The following is a 14723-nucleotide window of genomic DNA, read 5'->3' as shown; positions in this document are numbered from 1 at the left end:
CTCGGGCAGATCAAAAAGCACTTTGGCCGCCTCTTGCAAGGCCAGATCGCCCTCGGCGAAGACATCGGCACGCCCAAGCGAGAACATTGCATAAATTTGTGCGGTCCAACTGCCCACACCGGGGATCGCGGTCAGGGTTTTGATCACCTGCGCATCGGGGGCATCGCGCAAGGCTGCATAATCCACGCCCGCGTTTGCCAGCGCCAAAGCATAGCGGATTTTCTGACGGCTCAGGCCCGCTGCCCGCAAGCCGTCTTCGCCCGCGGCAATGATCGCGGCCTCGTGGGTCAGACCCTGCGCATCCATCTTGGCGCGCATCGCGTTGGCCGACGCGACGGAGACCTGTTGGCTGATGATCGCGCCAATCAACGCATCAAACCCGTCAGCCCGCAGGCGCAGCGGCAAGGGGCCGGTGGCCTGCAATGCGCTGGCAAAACGTGAATCTAAATCCGCGAGCCATGCGGCACCTTCGGCGACATCCGCGTCACAGGTGATGATCCGCCCAATGCTCATCCCGCCAACGCGCCCAAGGCCTTGATCCAGCGCAACGCGTCGTCGGTGGTTTCCAAAAGGGGCGCGTTTTCAGGCGGCGCTGGCCGGTCAATGACAATCACACGCAGCCCCAATCGCATCGCAGCGTCCAGCTTGGGGCGGCTAGGATTGCCGCCAACATTGCGGCAGATCAATGTGTCGATGCCAAGCGTTTCAAACAAGGCAATCTCTTCGTCTACGCTAAAGGGCGGCGTGCCATATACCGGCTCTGCGAAATCCGGCAGCGGGGTCCGCGCGCCGGTACTTGTCTGGCGCAAGAACAGCGTGTCCCCTGCAAACGGGGCAAATTGGCCGACAGTCCCGCGCCCTGTCGCCGCAAAGACCCGCGCGCCGGGCCGGATCATCGCGGCGGCGTCTGCCACGCTGCGCGCACGCAGCACAGGTGCCTTGACCGGCCAGACCGGACGCATAACCCGTGCGTAAGGCAGCGCCAGATCATGCGCTGCGGCGGCCGCCAAATCAGCAATATCGGAATCAAAACCATGCCCAGCGTCACAAATCGCGGTAATTTTTCTGTCGATCAAAAATTTTTTCATCTCTTCAACTGAACCCGGAGTCCAAATCTGCGACGGCACCGCCAGCGGGCCAAAGCTGCGCTCTGCACGCCGCAAGATCGCCTGCAATTTTTGATATGTTTGCGCTATCTTCGCCGCAATCTCGTGGGCTTCGGCACTGCCGGCAATCAGCAAAATGGGGGCACTGTTTTCCATTGCGCCATGATCCGCCAGCCGCCCGCCAGACGCAAGGGGCTTGCTGTTGCCAAATCCTAGGTTTACGCCGTTCGCATGACAATGATTGATGACACCCGCGCCAAGCGCAACGTAGCCGTTCTGGTTACCGCGCAGGCCTTCCTTGGCAGTCAGATGCCGATGTATTTCGTAATTGGCGGATTGGCCGGACAGCAGCTGTCACCCAATGTCTGTCTGGCAACGCTGCCGATCTCGATGATCGTGTTCGGGTCAATGACCACGGCACCTTGGCTATCAAGCGTGATGCAGAAATTCGGCCGGCGCGCAGGTTTTATAACCGGCGCGTTTGGCGGCATGGCGGGGGCTGCAATTTGCGCTTATGCGCTGACGCTCCAAAGCTTTACGATGTTTCTGCTGGGCAGCTACCTGATGGGCATCTACATGTCTTCGCAGGGTTTTTTCCGCTTTGCTGCCACAGATACCGCGTCTGATGAATACCGTCCCAAGGCGATTTCATATGTCATGGCGGGGGGGCTGATTTCCGCAATCATCGGGCCACAACTGGTGGGTCTGCTGACCGGATCGAACGGCGATGCCACCGTCATGCGGTTTTTCCCCGTCTATATCGCAGCAATCGCGTTGAACGCCTTCGGTATGATCCTGTTTGCGTTTTTGCGCATCCCCAAACCCCCGATCCCCGCGGTGGATGCGCCCAAGGGTCGATCGCGGATGGAGCTTCTCAAGACACCGCGCATCGCTGTCGCTGTCATTTGTGGAATGGTTTCCTATGCATTGATGAACCTTGTGATGACATCGACCCCGTTGGCGGTTGTCGGCTGTGGCTATGACATTGTGGATGCGTCCCATGTGGTCACGGGCCATGTGCTGGCGATGTATGCGCCGTCATTCGTGACCGGCCACCTTATCGCGCGCTTCGGGGTCGAGAAAATCTTGGGCCTTGGCATCGCCATTCTCGCCGTGGCGGGTCTGGTCGCGCTGAATGGCGTTGAGTTGAGTAATTTCTATATTGCACTGATCTTGCTGGGGATCGGCTGGAACTTTGGCTTTATCGGGGCCACGTCGATGCTGGCGGGTGCCCACGAACCCCATGAACGGGGCCGAATGCAGGGCCTGAACGATCTGCTGGTCTTTGGCGGCGTCACCTTTGCGTCGCTGGCCAGCGGCGGATTGATGAACTGTTCGGGCGGCAACCCGGTCGAAGGTTGGGCCGCGGTCAATATCGCGATGATCCCGTTTCTGGTGCTGGCCGGCGGGTCGCTGATCTGGTTGGTGCTGCGGCAACGCCCCGCGGGGCAATAGCAGCTACCACCGACCGCTAAGCGCCCGCCAAGGGAGCGAAAAGGCATCCACATGCGGCAGCGTGCCATCGCCTACCCGCGCAGGTTCATCAATCGCCGCTTGCAGCACCTTGGCGCTGGCCCCGATGCTAAACAGCGCGGGTCTGGCGGCGGCCGAAACCATGGTCCGGTGCTTGCGCGCCCTTTTCAACCGCGCCGATGCCTTCTGCGCCAGCGCAGACACGCCTGCATCGGTACCATCCAGCAACGGTACCCGTCCCTGATCCACCAATTGCGGTATCGCGTGCAGCCACGCAGCAACCCCGGCACCATAGCCCGCATCGCGCACCACGCTCTCGTCCGCCTGCCCCAAGGACGACGCTGCCACCCACATCAAGGTACCTGCCGTCTGATCAATGTAGTGATCAAAATGGGCCGCATCCTCGAACGCATCACGGTAGATATCCCAACGGCGCGCAGCCACCAGATCGTCAAGCAGTTTCGCATTTCGCTCGCTGATGGCCGCTGCCAAAGGCGTCGCCACCTCGTGTCGGCGCACTGGCCGCGTTTCGGCAATTTCTTCGCAAACGTCGCGCCACCACTGCAAGCGCATCTCGGCGATCATCGCCTCTTGGGTGACCCATGGCGCACGCGCGACCTCAAGATTGAATGCGTAGAGCGGAAACAAGACCTGCCGTGCAGATACCGGCGCGGCCATTGTGGCACGAAACCGCAAAGGGTCGGCGCGTTCAACCAAGGCAGCGCACGCAATCAGGTTATCGTCAAAATTCATCTAGAAAATCCAAAATTATTCCCTCGGTTTCAGGCGCATCAACAATCCCCAAATAGCCCTACACCGGCAAAATCCAGTCCACTGCCCCACGACGGGTTTGGCGGGGTCCGTCTGAACCAGAACAATGGCGACCACCAGCCTGATGAACAGACTGAACACCAACAGACCCAGAACCATAAGGATCATGTAACGGCTACCTTACGCTTGGGTATCCCGGATTAATTTCCACCGGATCGCATCCAAAAGCGCCTCGAACGACGCATCGACGATGTTGGCCGATACCCCGACCGTGGACCAGCGCCGCCCCTGCCCGTCTTCGCTGTCGATGATAACACGGGTCACGGCCTCGGTGCCGCCTTGGGTGATGCGCACCTTGTAATCCACCAGATGCATATCCTCGAGCATCGCCGAATATTGCCCCAGATCCTTGACCAGCGCCTTGGAGAGCGCATTGACCGGCCCGCGATCACAGCCGTCTTTGTCCATGCTTTCGCTGACCGACAGGCGCTTTTCGCCATCAACCTTGATCACGACGACCGCCTCGGAAAGGCTGACCATCTGATCATATTTATTCTTGCGCCGCTCAACCGTGACGCGGTACCGCTTGACTTCGAACAGGTCCGGCATCTGCCCCAACGCCTGCCGTGCCAGCAGTTCAAAGCTGGCCTGCGCCGTGTCATAGCTATAGCCGTCAGCCTCGCGCGCCTTGACCTGATCAAGGATCAGCCCCAACGCCGGATCACCCTTGGCAATCGTCAGACCTGCGCTTTCCAGACGGCGACGCAGGTTGGATTGCCCTGCTTGGTTCGACATCGGAATGATCCGCGCGTTGCCCACCAGCTCAGGCGGGATATGCTCATAGGTCGTGGGGTCTTTAAGAATCGCAGAGGCGTGCAGCCCCGCCTTATGCGCAAAAGCGGATGACCCCACAAAGGCCGCCTGCTTCATCGGTACACGGTTCAGGATTTCATCCAGACTGCGGCTGATCCGCGTCAGGCCCGCCAACCCCTCAAGGCTGATCCCCGTGTCATAGGCGCTGGCATAGGGTTCTTTCAGCAGCAGGATCGGGATCAACGTCGTCAGGTTGGCATTGCCGCAGCGCTCCCCCAAACCGTTCAACGTGCCTTGGATTTGCCGTGCGCCCGCATCCACCGCAGCCAGTGAACAGGCCACCGCGTTTTCGGTATCGTTGTGGGTGTGAATGCCCAGATGATCGCCCGGAATGCCCGCCGCAATGACTTCGTCCGTGATCCGCCCCACCTCGGCGGGCATGGTGCCGCCATTGGTGTCACACAATACGATCCAACGCGCACCGGCGTCATAGGCCGCTTTAACCGCCGTCAGCGCATAATCGGGGTTGGCGCGGTAGCCGTCAAAGAAATGTTCGGCGTCAAACAGCGCCTCGCGCCCTTGATCTACCAGATGCCGGATCGAGCGGGCGATATTATCGGTATTTTCCTCAAGGCTGATGCCAAGGGCCGTGGTCACGTGAAAATCATGGGTCTTGCCCACAAGGCAAACAGTGTCCGTCCCCGCATTCATCACGGCGGCCAAAACATCGTCATTTTCCGCCGAAAACCCTGCCCGCTTGGTCATTCCAAAGGCCGTCATCTTGGCGCGGGTCTTGGGTGCCGTATCGAAAAACGCGCTATCCGTCGGGTTTGCCCCCGGCCAACCGCCTTCGATATAATCAACGCCCAAGGCATCCAGCGCGCGGGCGATGATCTGCTTTTCCTCGGTCGAGAATTGCACGCCTTGCGTCTGCTGCCCGTCGCGAAGCGTGGTGTCATAAAGATAAAGACGTTCTTTCGTCACTTCACCACCCCCGGATTCATTTTGCCAGATAAACTCCGGGGAGCGTGAGGGGCTGGCCCCTCACTCCAGTCCTTGCCAAAACCACAAGCCATTCTCCAAGAGCACATCATTTAAGGGACTCCAGCTTCATTGGGTCAAATGAGGAACTCGCAACCAGATCGACGCCGGTCTTGTCCATGCGCACCTCAAGACCGATCGCCACAAGTTGACGCTTCATTTCATCAACTTGTGTGAAATCCTTCGATAGCATCGCTTTTCGCCTGATTGCGTCCAGCCGGGCCGCCAGTTCAGCCAAGTCGGCGGAAGAACCACCGCCCTCACTTCTGCTGAAAAAACGATCACGGTGCTTTTCGCGAGCTTCGTCAGATAAAAAGCCAAGGAAACGCGCATGATCAAGCAATGCCTGTGGTTCTGAATACGTGCTTGAATTCAGGAATTGCAAAGCCTTGTGCGTATTAAGATCTTCAGCCAATGCATCAATCAAAGGTTGCCTAGGCACAAACTCATTTGGGTCGCTCGGCTCAAGATCAACGGTAAGTTCGAGCCAGCGTTCCAATACCTTCTCCGCCTCTTCCCGCTTCTTCTCCGTCCAGTCCATCGGCTTGCGATAATGCGTGCTCAGCATCACAAAGCGGATCACCTCGCCCGGCACACCCTGATCCAGCAGGTCACGCACTGTAAAGAAATTGCCAAGCGACTTGGACATCTTCTTGCCCTCGACCTGCAACATCTCGTTGTGCATCCAGACGTTGGCCATCTTGTCTGTCCCGTTGGCACAGCAACTTTGCGCGATCTCGTTCTCGTGGTGCGGGAACATCAGGTCGTTGCCACCACCGTGAATGTCGAAGTGATCTCCCAACAACTCGCGGGCCATGGCCGAGCATTCGATGTGCCATCCCGGACGCCCACGCCCCCAAGGACTGTCCCACCCCGGCGTGTCCGCATCAGACGGCTTCCACAACACGAAATCCATCGGGTTGCGCTTGTAGGGGGCCACTTCGACCCGCGCACCCGCGATCATGTCGTCAATCGACCGACCGGACAGCGCACCGTATTCTTTATAGCTTTCCACCGCGAACAACACATGCCCCTCGGCTGCGTAAGCATGGCCGCTGGCAATCAACCCTTCGATCATCGTGACCATCTGCGGAATATACGCCGTTGCGCGCGGCATATGATCAGGCTCCAGCGCGCCGACAGCCGCCATATCGTCCAGAAACCACTGGGTCGTCTCAGCCGTGATTTCCCCAATCGACCGACCGCTTTCGGCCGCGCGCGCGTTGATTTTGTCATCCACGTCGGTAAAATTGCGCACATAGGTCACGTGGTCCGGCCCATAAACATGCCGCAGCAACCGGTATAGCACGTCAAACACGATAACAGGCCGCGCGTTCCCAAGATGCGCACGGTCATAGACCGTGGGGCCGCAAACATACATCCGCACGTTTTCGGGGTCGATGGGCGTGAAAACCTCGCGTTTGCGGGTCTTGGTGTTGTGCAGCTTGATCGTCGTCATGTGGCGCGTCCTTACGCAAGTATGGCGCGGGCTTGGCACATATGTCTTGGAAAGAAAACGCTATGAACAGGCCCGCCGGGAAATCTCAGCAGGGAATGCAGCAAATAATGGGTGTGCTCATGGTCATGACGCTTGCCTAGCGCGGGGTCCCCACAAAGGTCAAGCCTGATTGACAAAACGCGCCACCTCTGCGTCCCTGCGCGCAAACGGGTTTATCGGAGTTACACAATGCAATTATCCACACGCATCACCGGACTTTTGGGCGGCGGATCAGACGGTTGGGGCGTTTTCTTACGGGCCCGTCAGATGATTGCAGACGGCACTGCGGTGACTGAACTGACAATCGGCGAACATGATATCCGCACGGCGGCCCCGATCTTGCAAGACATGCACCGCGCGGCAATGGGCGGGCATACGGGGTATGCGTCGGTCCCTGGCACGCCAGCGCTACGCGATGCGGTTGCCCAGCGCGTGCAGGACCGCACAGGCGTGCCCACGACCCGCGAAAACGTGTTGATCACCCCCGGCGGGCAAGCCGCCCTTTTCGCGGCCCATGCGGCTGCCGTGAACCCCGGCGATACCGCGCTTTTCATTGACCCCTACTATGCCACCTATCCCGGCACGATCCGCGGTGTCAGCGCCATTCCCAAAGCGATTGCTGCCCATGCCAAAGATGCCTTTCAACCCCGGGCCAGCGCAATCGCCACCGCCGCGCCCGGTGCGAAATCCCTGCTAATCAACTCGCCCAACAACCCTACAGGTGTGGTCTATTCCCGCGCGACGCTGGAAGGCATCGCAGATGTCTGCAATGACCACGGCCTGTGGCTGATTTCGGACGAGGTATATGACACACAAGTCTGGACCGGCACACATCTATCGCCGCGCGCCCTACCGGATATGGCCGAACGTACGTTGGTTATTGGCTCCATGTCGAAAAGCCACGCCATGACCGGATCGCGCTGCGGCTGGATCGTAGGGCCCGAAGATGCTATCGAACACCTGACCAACCTTGCCACCCATACGACCTACGGCGTGCCGGGTTTCATTCAGGATGCAGCCCATTTCGCGTTGAACCAGGGCACCGGTTTCGAGGATGAGATCGCAGCCCCCTTCCAGCGCCGCCGCCTGCTGGCGCAAGAGATCATCACAAACCAGAACGCCGTATCCTTGGTGCCGGCAGACGGGGCAATGTACCTGATGCTGGATATCCGCAGCACCGGCATGACCGGCGAGGATTTCGCCTTTGCCCTGCTTGATGCGCATCACATCGCCGTCATGCCCGGCGAAAGCTTTGGCCAAGCGGCCGCAGGCCATATCCGGGTGGCAATGACCATTGATGACACCCGTTTCGCACAGGCTCTGGATGTCTTGTGCCAATTCGCAAAGTCCCACAGCAAATAGACAAAAGGCCAAATACAAAGCGGGCCAAAGGATCACTCTCCCGGCCCGCTTCTCTGGCTCGTAAATATCCCCGCCGGAGGCGTCTTTGCCCCCGGCGGGGTATCAACCTATATTAGAAGTGCAGCGATCCGCGCACTGTAAAGGTTGTGGCATCCAGATCATTGCCCGAAACCCCACCGATATCGCTAAAGCGGTGCTCCAGCAGTTCGGCACCAACGCTATAGCTTTCGGATATGCGGTACGTCATTCCGATGCCGTAGAATGCCCCGTCTTCGTCACCTAGCGATGTGTCCGCTTGCGCATACCCACCGGTCGCATAGATCAGGTAATCGCCAAAGTCATAGCCACCCTTGATCTTGGCGCGTGCAACGGAATCGACAGTCGCGGCACCGTTGTTCAGGTCGATGTCAGTTTTGTCATAGTCCAGTTCGGCACCGGCAACGAAACGACCGAAGTCATAGTTGTAACCTGCGTGAAAACCATAGCTACCGTTGTCGCCGTCCAGCGCACCCGGACCATCGGCATCGGCATAGCCAAGCTGCAGACCAGTATAAAAGCCGGTCCATTCGCCACCCATGTTCACAACCGGAACCGGTTCCATCATGACAGGCTCGACCACTGGCTCACTTAGGCTGCCCGCGAATGCGGACCCGGCAAAAGCGGATGATGCAACAAGTGCGGCAGTAGCAAATTTCATTGTATGTTTCATATCGGATAACTCCTCGATTTGATTTTGTCCGAGCGGGGTGATCCCGCTTCGATGACACAACCCGCAACATAGGAAGATGTTTCCGCCACCGCTTGTCACAGATCAATCGAGGGCGGTTAGTTGCCGTTTTACGCCAGCATATCGGCGGAGGGTTGCCGCTATTGCCCTTACACACTGGGTCGCAAACGGAATTTACGTCGCAAACAAGACAGCTTGCCCCGATTTATTTTCGCAGCATTGGAACAATCTCCGGAGGGGGCCCATGAAATTAGATCACTGCATCTTCAAGCGTGTAAGCCGCACCATCGGTGCCGACCGCGGGCGCGCGGCACGAGGTGCCCCCATCTGATTCCGCCCGATTGCATCGCCTTTTCACGATCTTATCACCGGAGTCACATCATGACCGTACAGACACCTCACCGCTCGGGCGGGCGCGCTGCGCGCCGTGCGTCACGCGCAGCCCCCTTGGCAGACCATCTGCGCCCCGTGCGCCCCGGCATGACCGGCGGCACCTTCAACCCGCTTAGCCCCGCTGCGATGGACCGCATTCACCTTGCCGTTCTGGATGCGCTGGAACAAATCGGCCTCGCCGATGCGCCCCCGTCGGGTATTGCGCATATGACCGGTGCCGGGGCCATTCTGGGCGACGATGGCCGCCTGCGCTTTCCACGGGCCTTGATCGAAGACACCATCGCCTCGGCCAACCGGTCAACGACCCTATATGCCCGCGACCCCAAGCATGATCTCGATCTGTCAGGCACCAAAGTCCATTATGGCACTGCCGGCGCTGCCGTGCATTTGGTTGAGGTCGATGGCCGCTCTTACCGCGAATGCGGCGTGCAAGACCTGCATGATGCAGCCCGCATTGCCGATACGTTGGACAATCTACATTTCGTGCAGCGCCCCATGGTGTGCCGTGACATCCCAGATAACCTCGAGATGGATTTGAATTCGATCTATGCCTGCTGTGCGGGCACAACCAAACATGTGGGCGTGTCTTTCGGCGAACCGGCCCACGTGAAACCGGGGCTCGAACTGTTGCACATGATCGCGGGGGGCGAAGACAAATGGCGTGCGCGGCCATTCGTGTCGAATTCGAACTGCTTTGTCGTACCGCCGATGAAATTCGCCACCGAATCCTGTCTCGTGATGGAGGAACTGATCGAAGGTGGCATGCCCATCTTGCTGCTGTCAGCCGGCCAAGCGGGTGCCACGGCCCCTGCCCCCATTGCCGGTGCCATTGTGCAGGCTGTCGCGGAATGTCTGGCGGGGCTGGTCTATGTCAATGCCATCAAGCCCGGTCACCCGACGATCTTTGGCACTTGGCCCTTTGTCAGCGACCTGCGCACCGGTGCCATGTCAGGCGGGTCCGGCGAACAAGCCCTGCTGACCGCCGGATGCGCGCAGATGCACCGTTACTACGATCTGCCCGGCGGGGCTGCCGCTGGCATCGCGGATGCCAAGCTGCCCGACATGCAAGCGGGCTGGGAACAGGCCATGTCCAACGTCATGGCGGGGATGTCGGGCCTGAACATGGTCTACGAGGCCGCTGGCATGCATGCGTCCTTGCTGGGGTTCTGCCTTGAATCGCTGATCTTGGGCGATGATCTGATCGGTCAGGCCCTGCGCTGCGTGCGCGGCATCGAAGTAACCGAGGACAGCGTCAGCCTTGAGGTCATGCGCGCCACTTGTATCGGCGGACCCGGCCATTACCTTGGGTCTGACCAGACACTTAGCCTGATGCAGACCGAATACATTTACCCCGCGCTGGCTGACCGCACCTCGCCCAAGGAATGGGTTGAACAAGGCCGACCTGACCTGCTGGTCAAGGCAACGGCCCGCAAAGAAGAAATACTGGCCCAGCGGGCAAAGGCGCGGTTTGACCCCGAAACCGACCGCCAGATCCGCGAGAGGTTCAATATCCACCTGCCTGCGTGATCTTCGCGCAGCACCCTGATAGTATCTTCGGGACAGGGGCTAAATCTCTGTCCTGAAAAGGCAACAAACCGCGTGTTCACGTATATCATCGCCCATATCGAAGTCGTCGGCGTCATTCTTGTGACATTGCTGATGGCATTTATCCTCCAACAACAACGCCGCAGCCCGCAATCCACTGTGGCGTGGATCCTGTTTTTGGTGGTGCTGCCCTATGTCGCCGTGCCACTGTTTCTGGGGTTGGGGTTTCGCAAACAGGGCAAACGCTATGCGCCGATCCGCTTTCACCAGTCAGAACCGCATCAAACGGCAGTTCACACCCTTGACCATACGTTCCAGAACTTTGCCATGCCCCCCGCGATGGAGGCCCAGCAACTGACTTTGGTCAAAACGCCGCAAGATGCTTTTGCGGCTGTAATGCATATCATCGACAGCGCGCAGCATAGCATTGACTGCCTGTTCTATATCCTTGCCGATGACGACACCGGCAGGCGCTTTGTAGAGGCCCTGACCGCCAAGGCGAAATCCGGTGTTCAAGTCCGGTTGCTCATGGACCGTGTCGGTACGTTGCGCGGCCCGGCCAAGGCGCTGGCCGCCCTCAGGGCAACCGGGGCCGAGGTATTGTTTTTCTCGCCCTTTCTGCAAACCCCAGGCTCTGGCCATTTGAACCTGCGCAACCACCGCAAGATGATCATTGCCGATCACGCCCGCGTCTTTTCAGGCGGCATGAATATCGGGAAAAATTACATGTCGGACGCGCCCACAGATGCATGCTGGGTCGATTTGGCCTTTACCCTTGAAGGCGTGGCGGTACAGGGTTTTTGCGATGTTTTTAGATCCGATTGGGAGGTCGCAAGCGGCCGCGATATCGAGTTGATCAGCCCCGCCCCGACATCTGCAGGCAGTGCGACAGTACAACTAATACCCTCGGGGCCCGACATTGCCGAAGACCCCCTGCATGACGGCATGATCCGCGCGCTGCATCTGGCACACAGCCGTATCTGGATCGCGACGCCCTATTTTGTGCCTACCGAACCGCTGTCCAATGCCCTGCGCATCGCGGCCTTGCGCGGCGTAGATGTCAGGATCATGGTGCCCCAGAAATCATTCCAGCACATCGCCGACTTCGCCCGTGGCGCGTATCTGCGCGAAGCAGAAACAGCGGGGGCGGTGATCCACTATTACACCCCGGCGATGATGCACGCAAAAGCAATGGTCATCGACGATGCCGCAGCCATGGGCACGGTCAATTTCGATGTGCGCAGCATGTTGCTGAACTTTGAGACGATGTTGTTCGTTTATGATGCGGGCAGCGTGGCGGATATGTCCGACTGGTTCAGCGCTGGCTTTGCGCAATGCCACACAAATACGCCCCGTCCCAACCTGCCCCGCCGGTTGGCCGAAGCTATCTTTCGTATCGGGGCACCCATGTTATGACCGCGCCTTATTCCAGAACCGCGCATCAGTCCGGCACCGCCCCCACGCTGCGCATCGCCAGCTATAACATGCGCAAGGCCAAAGGCACCGACCGCCAGCGGGATCCCGACCGGATTATGCGTATCATCCGCGATCTGGATGCCGATATCGTGGTCCTGCAAGAGGCTGACATGCGCCTTGGCGCGCGTCCCTCGGCGCTGCCCATCGATACGGTAACGATGCAGACAGGTCTGGTCGCGGTGCCCGTTCCCGGTGACGCCAGCATCGGCTGGCACGGCAACGCAGTGCTGCTGCACCGGCAGGCCCAGATCATCGAAGTGCAACACATTGACCTGCCGGGGGCCGAACCGCGCGGTGCCATGGTTGTGGATGCGGATATTCACGGCGTGTCCCTGCGGATTATCGCCACCCATCTGGGCCTGATGCGCAGTTCGCGGCGCGCGCAACTGTCACGCTTGATCGCGCATCTGGACGAACGGTCGCGGCGGTCCACGCTGATCGCAGGCGATATGAACGAGTGGTCGCAGACCGTGGGGCTTGGCCGTCTAGCGCATCACTTTACCATCTATGCACCGGGCAAAAGCTTTCATGCCCGGCTGCCCATGGCCGCCCTCGACCGGATTGCGATGGATGATGACTTGCAACTGGTCGATGGCGGCGTGGTTGAAACACGCGACGCAAAGCGCGCATCGGATCATCTGCCAATCTGGCTGGATTTCACGCTCCAGATTTGAAGCGCCTGATTTAAAGCGCTAATTTCAGGACCTGTGCCGCCGCACCACGCTGGCGGGACGCCCCGGCAGGGTCAGCGCCGTGTCAGACCGTGGCCCTCGCGCAATCACCTTGCCCTTGGCAATCACGCACAGACGGTTGGCCCGTAGGCGCAGCGCCTCGATCGGGTCGCTTGCATCCAGCACCACCAGTGACGCCTTGGCCCCCACGCGCAGCCCGTAATCTTGCAGACCCATGGTCTGCGCATTGGCCGTGGTCACCATCTCAAAGCATTTGCGCATTTCGTCCGGGCTGGTCATCTGTGCAACGTGCAGCCCCATGAACGCCACATCCAACATGTCGCCCGTGCCTAGCGAATACCACGGGTCCAACACACAATCCTGCCCCCAGCCGACATTGATCCCCATCGCCAACATTTCCTTGACCCGCGTCAGGCCACGGCGTTTGGGGAATGTGTCATGCCGCCCCTGCAAAACGATGTTAATCAGCGGGTTCGGGATCACGTTAATCTGCGCCTCTGCCATCAGCGGCAGCAGCTTTGAGACATAGTAATTGTCCATCGAGTGCATTGACGTCAGATGCGAGCCCGTCACGCGTCCCTCAAGACCCAGCCGTGACGTTTCATAGGCCAGTGTTTCGATATGGCGCGACATCGGATCGTCGGTCTCGTCGCAATGCATGTCGACCATCAGGTCCCGCGCCTCGGCGATCTCGCACAGCTCGCGGACCGATGCGGCCCCGTCGGCCATGGTGCGTTCGAAATGCGGGATGCCGCCCACGACATCGACGCCCATGTCCAGCGCGCGGATCGTGTTATCGCGCGCGGTCGGGTCGCGGTAAAAGCCATCTTGCGGAAAGGCCACCAGTTGCAGGTCGATGTAATCTTTGACCTGTTCACGCACCTGCAACAGTGCCTCGACCCCCAGCAGCCGGTCATCGCAGGTGTCCACGTGGCTGCGGATCGCCAGCAGCCCCATGGACGCCGCCCAATCGCAATAGGTCAGTGCGCGGGCGATAACTTCGTCCTGCGTCATCACCTGCTTCAGCTCGCCCCACAGGCCGATCCCCTCAAGCAAGGTCCCCGACGCATTGATGCGCGGAATGCCATAGCTAAGCGTCGCATCCATGTGGAAATGCGGATCGACGAAGGGCGGGCTGACCAGATCACCGGTGGCGTCGATCACTTCGCCCGCCTGCGCATCGCCCAGTTGATCCATCGCGGTGATCTTACCCCCCGCGATGCCAATGTCCGTGACGCGCCCATCGGGCAGCGTGCCGCCCTTTACGATCAGATCAAACATCAGCGTTCTCCTTTGTTGAACGGCACCATCAAGGCGGCGGGCACCTGTGCGCGGCGTGATACCAGCACCAAGGCGACGATGGACAGGATATAAGGTGCCATGAGGAAGATTTGATAGGGGATATCCGCGCCAAAGCTGGTTTGCTGTACCCGGATTTGCAACGCGTCAAAGGCGGCGAACAAGACCGCTCCCAACAGCGCCTTGCCCGGCATCCATGACCCGAACACCACCAGGGCGATGCAAATCCAGCCGCGCCCGTTCACCATTTCGAAGAAAAAGCTGTCAAAGGCCGACATGGTCAGGAACGCGCCGCCCATGGCCATGAACCCGCTGCCCGCGATCACCGCCCCCATGCGGATCGCCGTGACGGAAAGCCCCTGTGCTGCTACGGCAGCGGGGCTTTCGCCTGCCGCGCGCACGGCAAGGCCAAGCGGTGTGCGATACAAAACGATGCTGGTCGCCGCGACCAAGGCAAAGGCCAGATAGGTAAAGGGTGTCTGCGAAAACAACGCCTGCCCCAGCAGCGGAATGTCTGACAGGATCGG

At 59.5% G+C, this 14723-nt stretch carries 13 protein-coding genes; 5 read left to right on the top strand and 8 right to left on the bottom strand.

The features are described from left to right. On the bottom strand, positions 1 to 513 hold a 513-nt coding region (locus tag ABYT07_RS13290; RefSeq protein ID WP_372992313.1), incomplete at its 3' end, for a DNA-3-methyladenine glycosylase. After that, positions 510 to 1262, bottom strand: coding sequence for a precorrin-6A/cobalt-precorrin-6A reductase (locus ABYT07_RS13285; protein WP_372992311.1), 753 nt, complete (start codon positions 1260 to 1262; stop codon positions 510 to 512). The genes ABYT07_RS13285 and ABYT07_RS13290, both read right to left, overlap by 4 nt. A gap of 75 nt (positions 1263 to 1337) precedes the next feature. On the opposite strand from ABYT07_RS13285, the gene ABYT07_RS13280 reads away from it, so the two are divergent. Beyond that, positions 1338 to 2561 (top strand): MFS transporter, encoded by a 1224-nt coding sequence (locus ABYT07_RS13280; RefSeq protein WP_372992310.1) that lies wholly within the window; start codon positions 1338 to 1340, stop codon positions 2559 to 2561. Between the two features lie 3 nt (positions 2562 to 2564). Here the strand turns inward: ABYT07_RS13280 and ABYT07_RS13275 are convergent, their stop codons facing one another. The 3 genes from ABYT07_RS13275 to cysS all read right to left on the bottom strand — a co-directional run bounded on the left by ABYT07_RS13275 (position 2565) and on the right by cysS (position 6663). Further along, positions 2565 to 3332: a squalene/phytoene synthase family protein gene (locus ABYT07_RS13275; protein WP_372992308.1), complete on the bottom strand. Its 768-nt coding sequence runs from the start codon at positions 3330 to 3332 to the stop codon at positions 2565 to 2567. Between the two features lie 198 nt (positions 3333 to 3530). Further along, positions 3531 to 5147, bottom strand: coding sequence for a citramalate synthase (gene cimA / locus ABYT07_RS13270; protein ID WP_372992307.1), 1617 nt, complete (start codon positions 5145 to 5147; stop codon positions 3531 to 3533). 106 nt (positions 5148 to 5253) lie between these two features. Next, the gene (gene cysS, locus ABYT07_RS13265; protein WP_372992305.1) at positions 5254 to 6663 is read right to left on the bottom strand and encodes a cysteine--tRNA ligase; all 1410 of its coding nucleotides are present in this window, start codon (positions 6661 to 6663) and stop codon (positions 5254 to 5256) included. A gap of 228 nt (positions 6664 to 6891) precedes the next feature. Here cysS and ABYT07_RS13260 point away from each other — a divergent pair, with 228 nt between their 5' ends. Next, a complete protein-coding gene (locus tag ABYT07_RS13260; RefSeq protein WP_372992303.1) occupies positions 6892 to 8064 on the top strand; it encodes a pyridoxal phosphate-dependent aminotransferase in 1173 nt (390 codons plus the stop codon). 112 nt (positions 8065 to 8176) lie between these two features. Here ABYT07_RS13260 and ABYT07_RS13255 read toward each other — a convergent pair whose 3' ends face one another. Further along, complete coding sequence (locus ABYT07_RS13255) at positions 8177 to 8773, bottom strand: outer membrane protein (protein WP_372992301.1); 597 nt, start codon at positions 8771 to 8773, stop codon at positions 8177 to 8179. A gap of 399 nt (positions 8774 to 9172) precedes the next feature. On the opposite strand from ABYT07_RS13255, the gene ABYT07_RS13250 reads away from it, so the two are divergent. From ABYT07_RS13250 to ABYT07_RS13240, 3 genes are all read left to right on the top strand, one after another. After that, the gene (locus ABYT07_RS13250; protein ID WP_372992299.1) at positions 9173 to 10711 is read left to right on the top strand and encodes a trimethylamine methyltransferase family protein; all 1539 of its coding nucleotides are present in this window, start codon (positions 9173 to 9175) and stop codon (positions 10709 to 10711) included. Between the two features lie 72 nt (positions 10712 to 10783). Further along, positions 10784 to 12145, top strand: a complete 1362-nt coding sequence (locus tag ABYT07_RS13245; RefSeq protein ID WP_372992297.1) for a phosphatidylserine/phosphatidylglycerophosphate/cardiolipin synthase family protein — start codon at positions 10784 to 10786, stop codon at positions 12143 to 12145. Positions 12146 to 12213: 68 nt separating this feature from the next. After that, positions 12214 to 12879 (top strand): endonuclease/exonuclease/phosphatase family protein, encoded by a 666-nt coding sequence (locus ABYT07_RS13240; protein WP_372992315.1) that lies wholly within the window; start codon positions 12214 to 12216, stop codon positions 12877 to 12879. A 24-nt stretch (positions 12880 to 12903) separates the two neighbouring features. Here the strand turns inward: ABYT07_RS13240 and ABYT07_RS13235 are convergent, their stop codons facing one another. Then, positions 12904 to 14178, bottom strand: coding sequence for an amidohydrolase family protein (locus ABYT07_RS13235; RefSeq protein WP_372992295.1), 1275 nt, complete (start codon positions 14176 to 14178; stop codon positions 12904 to 12906). Next, positions 14178 to 14723: ABC transporter permease (locus tag ABYT07_RS13230; protein ID WP_372992293.1), on the bottom strand; the 546-nt coding region annotated here is incomplete at its 5' end. The genes ABYT07_RS13235 and ABYT07_RS13230, both read right to left, overlap by 1 nt.

It is taken from the genome of Sulfitobacter sp. (assembly GCF_041552635.1).
In the GTDB taxonomy this organism is placed as follows: domain Bacteria; phylum Pseudomonadota; class Alphaproteobacteria; order Rhodobacterales; family Rhodobacteraceae; genus Sulfitobacter.
This window is presented reverse-complemented; position numbering and strand designations above follow the sequence as displayed.

Excerpts from the sequence above, each read along its gene's own strand:
- ABYT07_RS13285 (WP_372992311.1), bottom strand. The coding sequence starts at position 1,262 with ATGGAAAACAGTGCCCCCATTTTGCTGATTGCCGGCAGTGCCGAAGCC.
- ABYT07_RS13280 (WP_372992310.1), top strand. The coding sequence starts at position 1,338 with ATGACAATGATTGATGACACCCGCGCCAAGCGCAACGTAGCCGTTCTG.
- ABYT07_RS13275 (WP_372992308.1), bottom strand. The coding sequence starts at position 3,332 with ATGAATTTTGACGATAACCTGATTGCGTGCGCTGCCTTGGTTGAACGC.
- cysS (WP_372992305.1), bottom strand. The coding sequence starts at position 6,663 with ATGACGACGATCAAGCTGCACAACACCAAGACCCGCAAACGCGAGGTT.
- ABYT07_RS13260 (WP_372992303.1), top strand. The coding sequence starts at position 6,892 with ATGCAATTATCCACACGCATCACCGGACTTTTGGGCGGCGGATCAGAC.
- ABYT07_RS13255 (WP_372992301.1), bottom strand. The coding sequence starts at position 8,773 with ATGAAACATACAATGAAATTTGCTACTGCCGCACTTGTTGCATCATCC.
- ABYT07_RS13250 (WP_372992299.1), top strand. The coding sequence starts at position 9,173 with ATGACCGTACAGACACCTCACCGCTCGGGCGGGCGCGCTGCGCGCCGT.
- ABYT07_RS13240 (WP_372992315.1), top strand. The coding sequence starts at position 12,214 with ATGCGCAAGGCCAAAGGCACCGACCGCCAGCGGGATCCCGACCGGATT.
- ABYT07_RS13235 (WP_372992295.1), bottom strand. The coding sequence starts at position 14,178 with ATGTTTGATCTGATCGTAAAGGGCGGCACGCTGCCCGATGGGCGCGTC.